The following is a 16,988-nucleotide window of genomic DNA, read 5'->3' on the forward strand; positions in this document are numbered from 1 at the left end:
TCCTGAGTTTCCCATTTTTGCAATACAAAATTAAAAGTATTGATTTAACAGCATGTTACCTGTAAAAAAGTAGTGTGAAACCGCACTACGACAAAATTCGGAAGGTAAAGACACATTCTGGGGCAACAGCCGTACAGATAGGCAGATACAAAGGTAAGCGATTTGAGCTCATAAAACATATTGGTTCAGCTCATGACACTGAGAAGATTTCTGAGTTAATGAATATTGCGCGAGCGTATATTCGCTCCCATGCTGAACAGTTGGAACTGAAATATAACGCCTACTCAGAAGAAGTCATGTTTACAAGAGGCATCCAGGTTGAAAAGAGTACACTTGGAGAGGCATTTGCTTATCTAAGTGGGGTATATGAAAGGATAGGCTTTTCCAAACTGGGGAGTGAGATTCTCAAGCATTTTGCCATTATCAGGGTATTAGAACCAGCCTCTAAAGCAAAATCTGTTGTGCTTCTGAACAAATATTTTGACATTCAGTACAAAAAGACAACGGTGTTCCGGCAGCTTGAAGAATTAGTAAATCTGAAAGAACAAGTAATTAATAGAGCAATCCAGTATGCAAAGGACCACCTGCAGTTTGATTTTTCACTCATATTTTATGACGTTACAACGTTATATTTTGAAACCTTTACGCAAGATGAGTTTAGGCGTAATGGATTTTCCAAAGACAATAAGCTTAATCAGCCACAAATACTCATTGGTCTTGTTGTAGACAAGACTGGTTTTCCAATCTACTACGATATATTTTCTGGAAACACCTTTGAGGGTAAAACAATTATACCAATTATCAGCGCTTTGAAGCAGCGGTATACAATAAGAAAGTTTACTGTTGTTGCAGATGCAGGAATGCTCAGTGAAAACAACCTTCAAGAGCTTGAGAAAGCTGGTATTGACTATATAGTTGGCGCACGGAGTGGTTATCTGAGTATTACAGAGGCAAGAAGTATTGCAAACAAACTTGATAAGGTAGACAAAAGGGTGATCAAGCACGATGCAATCTTGTATGAATACTCAACAGCACGAGCCAGAAAAGATAAAGCAGATAACGACAAAGCGATTTTAAAGGCGCAGTATTATTTGCAGAATCCTTCAGCAGCTATGAGGCGGTTAAGGTTTTTATCAGATATCGGCAAGAAGGATTTTATCCTCAATGAAAAACTTATAGAGAAACATCGACTCCTTGAAGGAATAAAAGGATACAAAACAAACATTACTGATGTATCAGAACAGCTTCTGATCGCTCGATACCACGATTTATGGAAAATAGAACAATCCTTTAGGATCGCAAAATCGGATTTAGAAGCCCGCCCAATTTATCATCGTAAGGAACTGTCAATACAATATCATTTTTTGATTGTGTTTGTTGCGTTGTGCATGACACGCGTTATTGAGCAAGAAAAAGGTAAATCTGTTAGACAGGTGGTCGATGAACTCAAAGACAAGTGGACTATTACATTAAAAGACGAAATTTCTGGCAATTCCGTAAATATCCTTATCAACAAAAAACCGCACTAATTGGGAAACTCAGGATAGATATAGGTGAATGTAGTCGTGGTAAATGTGGAAGGTACGCTTGTTATTGGATAGCTTATACTTACCGGTGTTCCGGCAGTAAGCACAGGATATGGTCTTGACAGGATATCCATAACAGGAAAGTCGTTTGCGCCGTTTGAATCAAGCAGGATCAAGCCGGTGCCATTGTTGGACAAAAAAGCATCGCTATACGCCCAGAACATCCAGTTGCTCAGCTCGATGTCGAGCTTGTTGGTCAGTGCTGTCATGTACGCGGCGCTGTTGTTCTCGTTGTGATCAAGTCCCATCTCATCAATGATATACGGGGTCTTCATTGTACTGCTAACATTGACTATTTCGGGTATCGTTGTCTGCAGGGAGGATATATCCGCAGTGTTTATACTGCTTCCGGAGCTCAAAGGGTAGTAGTGTGGTGCAAATATGAGGTTTTCGAAATCTTTCGGAAAAGTGGTGCTGCTTACGCCTGTATTATAGTTGTGGAGAAGGTTGGTCATCGTTACAGAAGGCTCAAAAGCAATGGCATGTGATGGATCAACCTTTCTTATGGCATTTGCTACCTTTTCATAAAATGGAACAAGTGCCTCAATTTCAAAGTCCGTTGTAAAAAGGTTGTACTGCCCCGGGAAAGGCTCATTCATTATCTCATAACCGAGTACCGAGGTGTTGGTTGCAAACAAGGCTGCTACACGCTGCCATGCCATGGCATAATGTTCTTGCAAACCCATTCCACCAGGTGCAGGCCTGTCGTCCCAGAAGTTTTGGAAAGACTGTGTAATTGCTGGAACCAGATAATTTGTTGCCCAGTTGCTTGTACTGCATTGGCTCACCTCATAACCTGCAAGGTCACATGCCCATGCAGGTGCCCCGTCTCCATAGCAAAGAGATTGGCTGTAAAGGTCCTGGTGCATGTCAAGAAGCACGAGCAAGCCATCATCAGCGCACATCTGAACCTCCTGCCGGATCTGATCAAGATAATTTGTATCAATCATGCCGGGTGCCGGCTCAAGCCCTGCCCATATAATAATGAGCCGTACGGCATTGAATCCTGCCCGTTTGATATTTGCAAAATAAGGTGCAGCATCAGCGGTTGTTGCTGTAGCAGGTAGGGAGTCCGGCAGATAAGGAGGTAATTTCTGGCTTACATTTATTCCGTGTATAATAATGACCCGGCCCTGCGTATCCCTGAGCCATGTACCGTCTGACCAGACAGTTGTATGGTTAACAGCAGGAGTTGTTTTATTGCCTGAGCATCCCGAGATTGATGCAGGCAATAAAATGGATAAAAAGATATAAATCATAAGTTTCATGCTTGTAATTTATTATAGGATACACAGGCTGTCAATCCCAAAGATGCAGACTCAAGATTAAGAAAACGTAACCCCACCCATCCTCCTTTTGGTAATGGGAGGCTTTCTCAATTCATGCTACTATTGTATTTGTCGGGCAAACCTATTCGTACCTCAGTAATTCTATGGGGTCGAACTGTGCCGACTTGTACGGCGTGGTGTGCGCCGAAAAATATACACGCGAAATTGTACGGGCTATTGATAATCTTTAAATGGGCAAGCATGTGAATGTGGCTTAGAGTTTAACTCAAAAATGCAATAGGGTGGGGCGGGGAAACCCCGCCCTTGCATTTAACTCTTTCATAATTATTTTTCGTGGCGGCCCAACGGGTCGCCCCTACAATCTTAACTTCTCAACTATCCTATGGATACACCCTGTTTAAATACTCATTATACGAGGTAATTATGCTCCCGTCAGGCAATGTGGCAATCTGATTAGCAGGACCATTCAATGTTGTCACATATGACGCAGAGCTTGTACCCTGGTTTATAAGCCATATATTTGCGCCGCCTGTTGAGTTGTCTGTTCCGTAGAACTGTCCGGATGGCCCAGTTGATACTGCATATAGTCCAATGTTGTTCATCAGCACTGTGGGTGCAACCGGACCGCTGCCTGCAGAGGATGCACTCTTAAGGTTAAATGCACCTGAATCAGGTATGATAAGCGTGCTGCCCTGAGTCAGAAGTTGCAAGAATCCGCTCAACCCGGAGACAAAGGATGCGCTGACCTGTGTGCCGGATGCATCATACTTTGCAATGGTGTTTGTACCTATATTCACAAACACATTACCAGATCCATCAACAGCCACATCATACGGCGTGCCGAGCCCGCTAATATCAAGCCACGGGCTTATGGTGCCTCCGCCTTGCGGTACTGTCTCAATTTTGCCAACCCCTGCATCGGCCATCAATAAAACCCCATTGGGGCTGAAGGTGCAGCCTAAAACCTGTCCGCCGGGGATTGCATTGCTTGTCGCATAGATGGATGTCTTGTTGTCTGGTGTAAGCTTAACAATCATCGGCCGTTGATAAAAGACGGATATGTATACATTGCCTGCACTATCAGCTCCCATGTTTCCATAATATCCATAAGGCCCTGCTGCAAACCATGTGATTGTATCGGGAACTCCGGCTCCGGTGAATGTTACCTTTGAGACCACAAGATCATTGCTGTTAGCAATGTACAGATTGTCGTTAGTATCAAAGGTCATGCCCATGGGATTTAAGCCATTGCTGGTGGTGAAGCCCTGACTTACAGTGCCGGCCCCGGTCCCAACACCGATTACCTTGGTTATTGTATTATTATTTGGACACGACACAAGCAGCACATTCTGTGATTGCCAATACACAACGCCTGCTGCACTTCCAGCGGCGCATATAGCAGTTGCCCATGTAGTATTCAAGGCATGCGAACTGATGTTGTATTGTGCTATGTTATTGCCTGCAGCGATGTAGAGATAGCCGTTTATCTGCGATATGCCCTGTGGGCTTGTGAGCGTGCCGGCTCCAAGGCCTGTCGGCTGAGAGCCGCTCCCATTGATTGTATACTTATACACTGAGCCGTTTGATGGATATGTTACGTACAGGTTGCCTGCATTATCATTGGTGAGCATGAATGGCTTTAAGGCCTGGGATCGCCACGCAGTCACCTTGCCATTATCCGGGTTTACAATCTTTATCCAGTATTTTCCGCTTCCATCTGTTATTGTTTCTGCTACATACAGTACATTGTTGGTGAATGTTATGCCAACGGGGTTGTTCAGTCCTGTTGCAATGACCTGTGCAACGCCGTTTTGATCAATCTGAGCGATATGGCCTAAGCCATCCGTTGTATACAGCATGTTGGCCGGCGTAGCTGTAATTGCCATGGGTACAAACATAATATCAATCGGTTGGACAGTTCCTGACGGCACAAGCTCATACGCAACCGCATTGCTTGCCAGTTGGTTTACCGCTACATTGGTAACGATCGTTTGTGTAAGCCCGTTACCGGTTACCAGCGATGCCGGTGGTTTGATCGTAATCTGTGAGTCGGTCCAGTTTATTGCTGTGCCTGCGTCAGCACCGTTCATATAAACTTTGCCTGTGCCTTGAGTGGTCGAGAAATTTACGCCTGTGATTTTTACAATCGTGTTCACAGATGCTATTGGTGTAATGTTTGTGATCAATGGCTCAATGCCTGTTGGTCCTGTTGTTCCTGTTGGTCCTGTTCCGCCTGTTGCTCCTGCCGGACCTGCTGCACCGTTCTTACCATTTGAACCTGAACAGCCCCCTGAAAGCATGGCTGTGCCGAGTATCCCTGTTATTAATAAACCTAATACGATCTTAAATATGTTTTCCTTTATCATAATTTTTATCTCCCTTTGTGATTTAACTTTAATTCCCTGTAGCTACTACAGGGTTTCCTTATGTCATTCCTGTGAAAGCAGGAATCCAGAAAACTAAAAGATTGGATTCCGTATCAAGGATGGAATGATAATTTAATTGCTGTGTTTGTATTATATTGCTGCAGGAGGTGGATGGAAGATAGCCTTGACAAAATATTCTGGTTTAAAAAGAATCACTGCTTCAAAAAGAGTGTATTTAGTGTAAATGATAAAAGATGTCATATTAGGTATGATGGCAGTGGTATCCGGGTTATCATCAATGCTCTGTCTTTTACTCATGGGATAGGATTGCTGAGAATGTTGCGATTGTAAGATGGTAGGAGAGTTAATCGGCGTATAAAATGGGTCTTGCCCCTGCCATTTGACAAAGCCTTCAGAAGATGTGACCCGATCAGATATGCTTTCAGAAGATGTATCCTGATCAAAATTAAATAATACAGTGGTGTACCCTATAGATGGCATTGCAAGCAACACAAGGATATAAAACAATGTGAGATATCTTCTATTCACAGGATTATATGTCTTTTGCATCATACACCAATCCCCATGTTCATAAGTCTATAAGATTAACCAAAAAAATGCAATAGGGTGGGGCGGTTTTGCAATCCACTTCTGTGTGTTTCGTGCGATCCACCTGTGGGTGCGGACGGGGCACTCATCTAAATGGTGGAAAAGTATTCAATCGTCTTTTTAAGTCCGTCCTTAAAATCAACAATTACCTTATAACCAAGGTATTTGATTGCCTCTGCTATATCTCCCTGCGAATGCTTCACATCACCCTTTCTTTCTTCCTCATAATCAGGATTGGCATTCTTACCCGTTATTCCTTCGATATAACTTAATAATTCATTTAATGTGTATCTATTGCCGCATGCAACATTAAAGACCTTCCCGGATACACCTGGAGAAGAACAGGCGTTTATATTAGCCTGAACAACATTATCTATGTGTGTAAAGTCTCTTGACTGTTCTCCATTCCCGTAGACTATGGGTCTATCACCTTTTAGTATTGCTGTTATAAATCTTGGTACTACTGCCGCATACATGGATTTTGGATCCTGCCTTGGTCCAAATATATTGAAGTATCTTAGACTTACCGTTTCTATATCATAAACCTGCGAAAACACATTGCAATAATACTCTCCTGTAAGCTTGCTTACAGCATAAGGCGAAAGGGGTAATGGTATCATATTTTCCTTTTTTGGAAGGACGCAGGTATTACCATAAGCAGATGAACTCGCTGCATATACAACTCTCTTTACCTTATTATCAACGCTTGCCTTAAGCACATTCAATGTACCATTTATATTTACTGCATTTGTTGTAATAGGGTCCTCAATGGATTTTTGCACAGACGGGATTGCTGCTTGATGTAAAACAAAATCTATTCCATCCGTAGCCTTTCTAACAACATCTGTATCCCTTAAATCACCTTCCATCAGTTCAAAGTGCATATGAGAAGCCGCATTCAAAAGGTTCTCTTTTTTACCCGTAGAAAAATTATCCAGCACCCTTACAAAATGGCCGTCGTTTAACAATTTGTCGGTGATATTTGAGCCGATAAACCCTGCACCGCCTGTAACAAGGAATTTAGCCATTTGCTCTCCTCTTTATCATAAAAATATTTAACTGAAAAATGTAATAGAGTTGTGGGGGCGAGATTACCCCGAATCTACTTGTTTGCTCCATGTAATTGTTTACTCATTATTTTGGCTATAGTTTTATAACCTTATCGCTTTTAATACTCTTAGTAGCATTTTTTGTATCAAATACAAGTTTTGCGTACTTTACAATCCAATCGTAATTATAAACAGAATGATCGGTAAGTATAATTACGCAATCAGCATCCGATAAAATTTTTTTGTTTAATTTTGTAGATTTCATAGATAAACCATTTTCTTCTATTCTATCAACGTAAGGATCGCAGTACATAATTTTACCATATCTATGTCTGATCTCTTCAATCACGGGTATAGAAGGGGATTCTCTTAAATCGCTCACATCCCTCTTGTATGCAACACCAAGAATCAGTACCTTACTGTTTTTTATGCTCTTGCCTTTTTTGTTAAGCAGTTCTGCAAGACGATTCACTATGTATAAAGGCATATCGTTATTTATATCTGTGGCGAGTTCTATAAACCGAGTTCTATAATTAAAAACCTTCATCTTCCATGTTAAATAAACAGGGTCTATGGGAATGCAATGCCCGCCTATACCAGGCCCGGGATAAAATGGCACGAATCCATAAGGCTTTGTTTTTGCAGCATCTATAACCTCCCAGATATTTATGCCAAGCTTATTACTTATAATAGCCATTTCATTTATAAGGCCTATATTTACGCTTCTGAATGTGTTCTCAAGCAGCTTCACCATCTCCGCCGTATCTGCCGATGAAACCGTTACAACATTCCTTATAATCTGCTTAAATAACAACTGAGCCAATTCCGTAGAAAACTGCGTTACTCCGCCTACAACCTTTGTAATATCGGGTAGCTTGTATCTCTTATTACCTGGGTCTATTCTCTCCGGTGAAAAGACTGCAAAAAAATCCTTATCAAGCACATAATTTTTATCTTTAATCGTTTCTACAACATATTCTCTTGTTGTACCCGGATATGTTGTACTTGTTAATATAATGAGTTTTGGTTTTGATATATGCGACTTTATCTCTTTAACCGCAGATGTTATAAAGTACATGTCCGGCTCTTTTGATTTTCCCAACGGTGTCGGTACACATATATCAATCACATCTGTGTTATCTATGTTGTCATAAGAACTTGTATAGCTTATAAAACCGGTTTCATTTATATCTTTAAGCTCTTCAGAACCAATATCCGTTATATAAGATTCATTATTTTTTAATGCGTTGACTCTTTTTTCATTAAGATCAATCCCAATCACATGAAAATTATTTTTAGCAAACTCCAATGCGTAAGGCAGACCTACGTAACCAAGACCTATTATCGTCACCTTAGCATCATGTGCGGTTATTTTTTTCTTTAAAAGATCAAAAAAAGATCCCTTCATTTATTCCACATCGTCCTATTAGTTGATTTTAGCAAGAATTTTAAAGGTATTCCTTAAGATTCTTCTCTCTCAGAATATTTACTATTTTTGATATGGTTTCATCACTGCCTTTTTTTGTAACAAGCACTACACCGGAAGATGCTATAACAATAATATCTGATATGTTTGCGGTAACAACAAATCCATATTCGTTCATAACTATATTGTTAGAGCTTCCAATATCAATGCCGTTACCAATCCTTCTATTCCCCTTTTCATCCTGTTTAATGGCAATGCCTGCCAGCTGTTCAAAGCTTCCAAGATCTGCCCAGCCGGTATTCATTTCGATAACGTACACGTTATCCAACTTTTCAATAATACCTTTATCTATTGATAAATCCTGAAGCTTTATATATTCCTCTTTAATCGTCTTTCGTTCATAAGGACCTTTCAGCTGCTTTTTTATCCTATTAAGGGCATCAGACAGCTCTGGCATATATTTTTTTATTGCCGCAAGCATTATGTCCGCCTTTGCAACAAATATGCCTGCATTCCATAGATACCCCTCTTTTATGAATTGTTCTGCAAGTTGCATATCCGGTTTCTCGGTAAACCTTCTGACCCTGTAAAGACCCGGAGTGTCTTTTAAAGAAGATGTTTCTCCTTTTTCTATATAACCATAATTAGTAGAAGGTGATGCCGGTTTTACACCAAAAATCACGACGCCGTTTATTTTTTCACACGCATCAATTGCCGCCTTTAAAAGAAGGGATAATTTATTATCATCTTCTATGTAATGATCTGCCGGCATTACAATCATAACAGGATTCTGTTCCCGTTCTGTAATATGAATTGCTGCAAGCCCGATTGCGGCAGCAGTATTCCTGCTGATCGGTTCTGTGATCACATTTACTACTGATAATTCTTTTACAGCATCATAAATGGGTGCAAAGACTTCTTCATTGGTTACAACAAAAACATTTTTCCTTTCTGTAACATTCTCAAGTCTTTCCATGACTTGCCTTATGAGAGGTTTATCCCGCCCTATTGCAAGTGTAGGCTTTGGCTTTGAAATTCTTGATAGTGGCCACAACCTTTTACCCTGTCCGCCGGCAATGATAACACCATACACACTCATTTTGTTCTCCCATAGTCATCCTCAAAACGAACTACATCATCCATATGCGATGTTGATACCTCATATATATACGCGTCTGTTATTGCATTTATCCTGTGTTTTGTTCCCGGCTTTATTCTTATACTCTCGCCTTGTTTTAATTCTACTTTTTCGGTATCTTTAGAATCAGGCAACTCCATAACCACTTTTCCTTTTTCAAGAAACATCGTCTCATCTTTCTGCTTGTGCATTTGTAAACTTGAACGCGTCCCTGCCTTAAGAAATAGCAGCTTACCAATATAAAGCTCTGATTCAGCCCATACGAGTTCATAGCCCCACGGCTTATTTATCCTTCGCGGCATCATATAATATTCGATGCAGTATCGGCAATTATTTTATTACCTATTTCAATCTCCTTTACACTTTTTGTTATGATAGCGGTTGCAGTATCCGATTGAACATCAATAACCAGTAATTTACCCAGTACCTCTTTAGGAAGATGCAGCACTTTGCCCGTAGCAGGGTCTTTTACCGGTTTTCTATCTTTGTATATAACGAATGTGTTCCCAACCCGAACACCAGAATTACTCCCTCTATCAATATATACAATATTTCCCTCTCCATATATTTTACTGCGGGTCTTACCGTAAGCTATGTAACCCTGAACCGGATCGGCCGCCAGTGTAATATTTATAGTTTTTGTGCCTTCCTCATAAGGAAGAAGTTTATCATGTACTCTGATAACGTCAAAAGATTCTACGATATCACATTCAGATACATTTGCATTGTCCACTTTTGTAATTTTTAATATCCCGAGGATCTTTATCTTATAGCCAAGAGAATCATCGGATGCCGGGTCATAAACTTTACCATCGGTTTTATAAATAAAGAATCTATCTCCTACATTGACCCCAGAACCGCTTCCGATATCTACAAATACCTTATCATGCTGTCCGAATATATGTTTTTCGGAGTTTAAAGAAGCTACGATTTCTCCTGCCGATATCAGCTCGTGTGCTGTTATAAACCCGGCAGAGTCTATTGAAGGATACATGTAAGTATTTTCTTTGGTAGTTACAAATGCAGAGCTATAAGGGGTAGCAGTTTCTATTGAAGGCTGCTCCTCCTCTTGACCAGTAGCAGTCTGTACACCCTCGGTAAACGGTTGTACTGCACCAGGTGTAATAGCTTGTGCAGACATGGTAGTTGATGTCATACCCTGTGCAGTAATGGCCGTTAAGGGGATTGCCGAAGCAGGTAAAAGTGATATTGATTCACCAGGATAGATGAGATGTGGATTCGTAATATATTTGTTTTGCTCCCATAACTTAGGCCAAATCCATGGATTATCATTAAATCTTAATGCTATGCTCCATAAGGTATCCCCACGCTTAACTATGTAAACATTTACATCTTTATCTGTATCAGTCATCCCATACACAGATATAAAAACCATCATCAGAGCTGATACAAAAAACATTAAGGTTCTTTTGTTTATCTTCATAGCCCTCCTCGCTTTTTTGTTAACTATTATCAACTACTGTTGATTTAGTCAACTGTATAATATATTTCATTTAAAAACAGTAGAAGGCATATATTTTTTGAGGGAATAATCTTTGTGTATATGATCCATATCTTACCATCCATTTTTACTTATAATTAAGCTTTTAAAAAAACGGAGAGTTCTTTTTTTATTCTTTTTAAGATATTAAATTACGGCAAATAAAAAAACAGGTAAATATTGACAAACATATATTAGTGGCATATCAGCGATATATAAATATAAAAAGGAGGTATTAGGAACTATGAAAAGATTAATGGTATTAGCCCTTGTTCTGGCTTTTGGTGTAGCAATGACTGGTTGTCATAAAGAGGAAGCAACGCAGCCATCTGCACCTGCAGTAGAGACTGTAACCCCGACCGCTGCACAGCCTGCTTCACCGACCGCTGCACAGCCCGCTTCACCTACAACACCAGCGAAATAGCGAAACTCGTTTTACTATTGAGGGGAGGCAATACTCCCCTTCTTTGTTTTAATAATTATAGCATCATCATTTAAGCTTTTTAAGAAAACTTTTATCCTTAAGTAATCTGTTTAGAATAGTGTACAGGCTGATTGACGGGTCCTTTAGAGAGTTAACATAGTCGTCCGAAGACAGTCCTGCAATAGCTTCTTCTATATTTTGAACAATATGACCCACGGCGATCTGTTGAAGCCCTCTGATGCGTTTTTTAAAGATTAATTCCGGTTTGATATATTTTTCCATATATTCCTTATGCCTTAAGATGGCATCCAATAGCTCATTTATACCTGTCCCATCAAGTCCATTGGTAAGTATTATTGCCGTATCCCATGTTTCTTTGGGAGTACCCGAGGTTTCAATAATAAATTTAAGTGCGTTCATGATTTCTTTAGCACCGGTATGATCAGACTTGTTAACAACGAATATATTTGCAATCTCCATAATGCCTGCTTTCATTGCCTGAACAACATCACCTGCTTCAGGAACAAGCACCACTACAACAGTATCCGCAATATTCATAATATCAAGTTCGGTCTGTCCTACCCCAACGGTTTCAAGGATTATAAACCGGTAACCCGCAAGTTCAAGCAGCATGGATGCATCGCTTGTAATCTTTGATATGCCTCCATGAGCTCCTCTTGAACCGAGGCTTCTTATAAAAACACCTGCGTCAAGAAAGTGATGCTGCATTCTTATCCTGTCCCCAAGTATTGCACCTCCTGTAAAAGGACTTGACGGATCTGTTGCAATAATACCCACTTTTTCGCCTTTAGCCCGTATGTGTTTAATTATCCAATCAATAATCGAGCTTTTCCCTGCACCAGGTGGTCCTGTAAATCCTATTTTATAAGACTTTTTGTCTTCCTCAATCAGAGGCACAATAGATGTTATATCGATCTGACCTTCTTCGAGTAACGTAATGGATCTTGCAAGTGCTGAAACGTCACCCCGTCTTACCCTTTTTATCAATGCCTCTATTTTGTGTTCTATAACCATCTTACCACTACATAATCTCCGATACTCGAGGCTGTTTTATTAAAAGCACTTTCTGAGTATACCGCAATCTCAAGCAAATTAAAGCTGTTAATTACTGCACATAGTGTATCCCTTTCACACTCCTCATAAGTTTTTTTTATACCGTTTATTGTGAACCTTTTTAATGTTATACTAACCGAACGTTTTTCAGGCAGTATGTCATTTTGAATGTTGGTTATAAGATTACCAAAGTGGTCTATATGAATAATCTTACCTGTAATACTTTTTTCTTTAACTATTGATTCGGGTATATCAAGCAAAACAGGCTTTTCAAGCTTTTCACCAAGCAGGCTTCTATCCCATTTTATGGATAATTCCGCAGCCAATGGAGCAAAGATGTCCCTACCGTGAAATGTGTTTAAAATATTTCTTTTGGGTTTTATTTTATAGCATGCATAAGGTTGAGTCTTGATAACATAAGTAAATATGCCGTTATCGGGACCTATAAACACATGTTGTTTTGTTTTTAAGACAATACCATACCTTTTACCTCCCACCCCTGGATCTACAACAGCGACATGTACAGTCCTTTCCGGAAAATATTTGTAGTACGTATTGATTGAAAATGAGGCAGCAAGAATGTCATGCTTTTTTAAAGCGTGTGTGGCATCTACGATTATGGCTTTAGGATTAATATTGAGTATGACTCCTTTCATTGCCGCCGTATAGCCGTCTTCTGTCCCAAAATCTGTACAAAGAGTTATAATAGACATAAAACTTCATACATGGCTTAATCTGCCGTTACATGCTTTATGTGTCTTACAAGATACATGGTAAAAAGGACGATACCGGCTGCAAGTATGAGATAATCAAACCTGTGAAAGTATGGTCCGAGTGTATCCCATTTCTGACCAAGCTTAAATCCTATCCATGCGATTAAGAAGCTCCAGATTAACGAACCTGTAAATGTATAAAATATGAATTTAAAAAAATTCATACGTGAGATACCCGCAGGCAGTGATATGAATGTCCTTATAACCGGTAAGAGCCTGCCTGTAAAAACTGTTATATTGCCGTGCTTGTTGAACCATCTATCGGTCATATCGAGATCGTGTCTGCTTATCAGGATGTATTTACCGTATTTCTCGATCAAAGGTCTTCCTCCGTATATACCGGCAGCATAGGCAATTATTGAGCCGATTACACATCCAAAGGCTCCTGCGACAGCGACATAAAATAGCTGGAACTTTTGTATAAAAACAAGGTAGCCTGCAAAAGGCAGTATAATCTCGGATGGAAGAGGTATACATGCACTTTCTATTGCCATCAATATTATTATACCGCCATAACCGAACGTACTTATGGTTGATATTATAATGCCTGCTATTACTTTAAAAAATCCAGATATCATATCTTTTATTTAGCGCACTGTCCGCCGCCAGGCATACTGGATGAATTAATGCCCTGCTTTCCTATTACAGGACTTAATTCTAATATACCAACCGATTGCATAGGATTAGCCTGAGCTATCAGATTTGTATTATCTACCAGAATAATAAAGGTATTCTGCTTTATGCCAAGACCTTTTACAGTATTATTATTTGCCTGTATGGTTTTTATTATGTCGTTATAATCAGCATATTTAACACGGTATTGCTTGTTAAAATCCTTCAGGGAAGGTGATTTTAAAATGGCTTCAAGCATATTGATCTGATCATTTACTCCCATTCCATTTGCCCTGTTAATGACAGATACGGTTTTTATTAATTCCGTATCATCGTATGATATACCCATAACATGTAATGTGGTATTATAGTATTTTTTTTCCTTAACAAGTAGTTTTAATAAAGATACAGCTGCGTTTATGGCTGCTTTATCATCGAGGTTAAAAAAGATGGAGATTTGATTTTTTTCAACAGGTCTGGCAGGCAGATACCTGTATCCAAAATCATTCATATAATCTATATAATCGCCGTCTACCTCTTTCAGCCTCGTTTTTATTAGTCCAAAACTCGTCGTCATCGTTACATCATCGCTGAAGATTAAAGCTGGGACCTCTTTTATATTAAATTTTGTGGACAGCTCTTTTCCTTCTTTTGTTTTCACATCAACAGCATTTACAGTGGATTTATAGAAAAAGTTTCCAATACTCTGGCTGATCATATTAGGATGGTATAAATCTGTCCAGCCTCCCTCGAGTATGGTAACGTTCACACTGACAGGAGGTTTTAATGTTTTACAGTAGGGAAGTGCTGCATAATCGGCACATATGGCTCTTGTTAAATGTGCCATTTGCATGGGTCCCTTGTATCTGTTATTATTTATAAAAAGGGTAGGGCTTGCATTTATACCGAGTTTCTCTGTGCTTGTAAAATCTTTATCAAGCATCTGCCTGGCATAGCCGGATTTAACAAATGAAGTAATCTTATTTTTATTTATTCCATTATCCTTACTGCATTTATCATCGTTCATGGTGCTATTATAACATAGTAAGTAATTATAAAATTTATTCCTGTAGAACTTTTGTATAGCTATCTGAACAAGATCTTCATTAAGCTCCTGTGGTCCATGCAAACTTGTGAAATCGCCATTGACGTCTTTGCTTACGATATAATGAATTCGTAAACTAAAAGCATTTTTAAAGTCAGGCATCAACCTAATGATTGTGTTTTCAGCGTTTATTCCGAAAGGACAATGACTCATAACATAAAGCTCTAAAACAGGTTTGCCTGATTGGTGTTTTGTGCATGACATCAATAAAGAAGATGCGATCAAGATCGTATAAAAAAGATTCTTTGTTATTCTGAACATATTCATATCTCCATGTTTTTTATTTTACTCTCCCTCTTGTATATCGCTACTTCATACTTTGCAACATCAACAAGATAATGATACGAGCCGATATATATCTCATAAAGCCTCGGTTCATTTTCGTCTATCAATTCTCCGTTAAAAGCGTTCTCTTCAAGCAGATAGTCCAGCAGCTTTCTGATCTCAACAAAACTTATATCGTAATCAGTTATTATATTGAAGATCGCATTTTTATGTACAATAGGATAAACGTCCATATACATGCTTTTAGAAAAGCATTGTTAGCCTGTCAAGCTAAAAGCTATCTTTCTATACACGGTTTTATTTTTATAAAATAATTGATGCAGTAAATCCAGTTAGAAAGGACGCGGCTTTAAACCGTGCCCTCTCTATGAGGAAATTATAAAATCATTATATCATCCCCGCCATTTATTGGTGTTTTTTAACGGGGTAAAAAAGTATTCATTCACTTGACAATAATGTGTTGTAATAAGAAGCTATTGTGCTGTAATGGTTATATCATTTTTTATTTTATACAATGTTCTGGTAATTATAGGCATAATAATAATTGCCCCATTTTTACTTATAAAAAATACATCTTCTTTTAAAAACATATCAGAGCGAATGGGCGGATTACCCGCTATAAATAATTGTATATGGGTTCACGCCGCATCTATAGGAGAAGTAAAAGCATCTATCCCCATATTGAAAAAATTAATTTCTCTCGGATACAATGTTTTATTAACGACAATGACCCCGTCTGGCAGAAAATACGGTTCATCTCTTGATATAAAAGGACTTTTTGTTTCTTATGCTCCAATAGATAGTTTATTATTTACAACTATAGCCGTAAAAAGAGTAAAGCCGAAGGCATTTGTGATACTTGAAACCGAAATCTGGCCTAATCTTATATTGTCCGTATCTGTAGCCGGAGTAAAGATAACAGGAGTCAACTCAAGATTAACAAAAAAGGCATCCAAGGGTTACATGTATATGCGGCCGATTATGAAGTTTCTCTTAACGAGATTTACAATATTATGCGTCCAGACAAATGATGACAAATCAAGATTTTTATCACTTGGTGCGGAAGACGGTACAATACACGTAACCGGTAATTTGAAGTATGCCATGACAATTAATAGCGATACCTACATCGCCAAAGATATAAAAAAGCTATTCTATAATAAACGGATCATTATTGCCGGAAGTACTCACAGAGATGAGGAGGCAATTGTTCTCAGATGTTTTTCTTTATTAAAGCAATCCATAAATAACATTGCTTTGATCATAGCTCCAAGACATTTAGAAAGGGTTTCCGAGATAGAGGATTTAATTATAAAGGAAGGGTTCGGATATATAAAAAGGTCAATATTAAATAAGCCGTCCAATGGGCAGGCGGAAGTATTGCTTGTAGATACAATAGGAGAGCTTTCGGATATTTATAGCATTGGGGATGTGATTTTTATCGGTGGAAGTATGACGCCTGTAGGGGGACACAATTTAATTGAGGCGATAATACATAGGAAACCCGTAATATACGGACAACACACAGAGAGTGTGAAAGAACTTGTGCAGCAATTGGACAATAAAGGCGGGATCATGGTTCATGATGAGAATGAATTGTGTAATGCAATAAAAGGGCTTTTGGAGGATCCGGATAAGGCAAGATTACTGGGTAATGTGGCTTACGGGATCATCAATCAAAAAGTTAATGTTGTGGATAATATTGTAAAAATTATGAAGACAGAAAAAATAATTTAAAGTTCAGTCATTCC

16 protein-coding genes are annotated in these 16,988 nt (G+C 39.0%); 3 read left to right on the top strand and 13 right to left on the bottom strand.

What is annotated here, in order from left to right; genetic code table 11:
- The first annotated feature begins 74 nt into the window (after positions 1 to 74).
- Positions 75 to 1,529 carry an IS1634 family transposase gene (locus tag M1381_02665; protein ID MCL4477991.1) on the top strand — a complete coding sequence of 485 codons (1,455 nt, stop codon included), beginning with the start codon at positions 75 to 77 and terminating at the stop codon, positions 1,527 to 1,529.
- Here M1381_02665 and M1381_02670 read toward each other — a convergent pair.
- The 8 genes from M1381_02670 to M1381_02705 form a co-directional block, all read right to left on the bottom strand.
- Positions 1,526 to 2,854, bottom strand: coding sequence for a glycoside hydrolase family 5 protein (locus M1381_02670; GenBank protein ID MCL4477992.1), 1,329 nt, complete (start codon positions 2,852 to 2,854; stop codon positions 1,526 to 1,528). The two genes, M1381_02665 and M1381_02670, sit on opposite strands and share 4 nt — an antisense overlap.
- 401 nt (positions 2,855 to 3,255) lie before the next feature.
- Complete coding sequence (locus M1381_02675; protein MCL4477993.1) at positions 3,256 to 5,031, bottom strand: hypothetical protein; 1,776 nt, start codon at positions 5,029 to 5,031, stop codon at positions 3,256 to 3,258.
- Positions 5,032 to 5,391: 360 nt separating this feature from the next.
- Positions 5,392 to 5,814, bottom strand: coding sequence for a hypothetical protein (locus tag M1381_02680; protein MCL4477994.1), 423 nt, complete (start codon positions 5,812 to 5,814; stop codon positions 5,392 to 5,394).
- A 125-nt stretch (positions 5,815 to 5,939) separates the two neighbouring features.
- Positions 5,940 to 6,878, bottom strand: coding sequence for an SDR family oxidoreductase (locus M1381_02685; GenBank protein ID MCL4477995.1), 939 nt, complete (start codon positions 6,876 to 6,878; stop codon positions 5,940 to 5,942).
- A 115-nt stretch (positions 6,879 to 6,993) separates the two neighbouring features.
- On the bottom strand, positions 6,994 to 8,307 hold the full coding sequence (locus M1381_02690; GenBank protein ID MCL4477996.1) for a nucleotide sugar dehydrogenase: 1,314 nt from the start codon (positions 8,305 to 8,307) through the stop codon (positions 6,994 to 6,996).
- A gap of 40 nt (positions 8,308 to 8,347) precedes the next feature.
- The gene (locus M1381_02695; protein ID MCL4477997.1) at positions 8,348 to 9,424 is read right to left on the bottom strand and encodes a mannose-1-phosphate guanylyltransferase; all 1,077 of its coding nucleotides are present in this window, start codon (positions 9,422 to 9,424) and stop codon (positions 8,348 to 8,350) included.
- Complete coding sequence (locus M1381_02700) at positions 9,421 to 9,768, bottom strand: cupin domain-containing protein (protein MCL4477998.1); 348 nt, start codon at positions 9,766 to 9,768, stop codon at positions 9,421 to 9,423. The genes M1381_02695 and M1381_02700 overlap by 4 nt, the downstream gene beginning before the upstream one ends.
- A complete protein-coding gene (locus tag M1381_02705) occupies positions 9,765 to 10,907 on the bottom strand; it encodes a LysM peptidoglycan-binding domain-containing protein (GenBank protein ID MCL4477999.1) in 1,143 nt (380 codons plus the stop codon). Before M1381_02705 ends, M1381_02700 begins: the two co-directional genes overlap by 4 nt.
- Before the next feature lie 301 nt (positions 10,908 to 11,208).
- Between M1381_02705 and M1381_02710 the strand changes: the two genes are divergently transcribed.
- On the top strand, positions 11,209 to 11,388 hold the full coding sequence (locus tag M1381_02710) for a hypothetical protein (GenBank protein MCL4478000.1): 180 nt from the start codon (positions 11,209 to 11,211) through the stop codon (positions 11,386 to 11,388).
- 66 nt (positions 11,389 to 11,454) lie between these two features.
- Here the strand turns inward: M1381_02710 and meaB are convergent, their stop codons facing one another.
- From meaB to M1381_02735, 5 genes are read right to left on the bottom strand one after another with little or no spacing between them, the layout of a single operon-like run.
- Positions 11,455 to 12,423 carry a methylmalonyl Co-A mutase-associated GTPase MeaB gene (gene meaB, locus M1381_02715; protein MCL4478001.1) on the bottom strand — a complete coding sequence of 323 codons (969 nt, stop codon included), beginning with the start codon at positions 12,421 to 12,423 and terminating at the stop codon, positions 11,455 to 11,457.
- On the bottom strand, positions 12,414 to 13,175 hold the full coding sequence (locus M1381_02720; protein ID MCL4478002.1) for an SAM-dependent chlorinase/fluorinase: 762 nt from the start codon (positions 13,173 to 13,175) through the stop codon (positions 12,414 to 12,416). The genes meaB and M1381_02720 overlap by 10 nt, the downstream gene beginning before the upstream one ends.
- 17 nt (positions 13,176 to 13,192) lie before the next feature.
- A complete protein-coding gene (locus M1381_02725; protein MCL4478003.1) occupies positions 13,193 to 13,813 on the bottom strand; it encodes a DedA family protein in 621 nt (206 codons plus the stop codon).
- A gap of 5 nt (positions 13,814 to 13,818) precedes the next feature.
- Positions 13,819 to 15,213, bottom strand: a complete 1,395-nt coding sequence (locus M1381_02730) for a hypothetical protein (protein MCL4478004.1) — start codon at positions 15,211 to 15,213, stop codon at positions 13,819 to 13,821.
- A gap of 2 nt (positions 15,214 to 15,215) precedes the next feature.
- Entirely contained in the window at positions 15,216 to 15,470 is a 255-nt protein-coding gene (locus tag M1381_02735; GenBank protein MCL4478005.1) for a hypothetical protein, read from the bottom strand.
- A 253-nt stretch (positions 15,471 to 15,723) separates the two neighbouring features.
- Here M1381_02735 and M1381_02740 point away from each other — a divergent pair, with 253 nt between their 5' ends.
- Entirely contained in the window at positions 15,724 to 16,974 is a 1,251-nt protein-coding gene (locus M1381_02740; protein MCL4478006.1) for a hypothetical protein, read from the top strand.
- Positions 16,975 to 16,988: the final 14 nt, after the last annotated feature.

The organism is Deltaproteobacteria bacterium (genome assembly GCA_023382265.1).
GTDB lineage: Bacteria > JAMCPX01 > JAMCPX01 > JAMCPX01 > JAMCPX01 > JAMCPX01.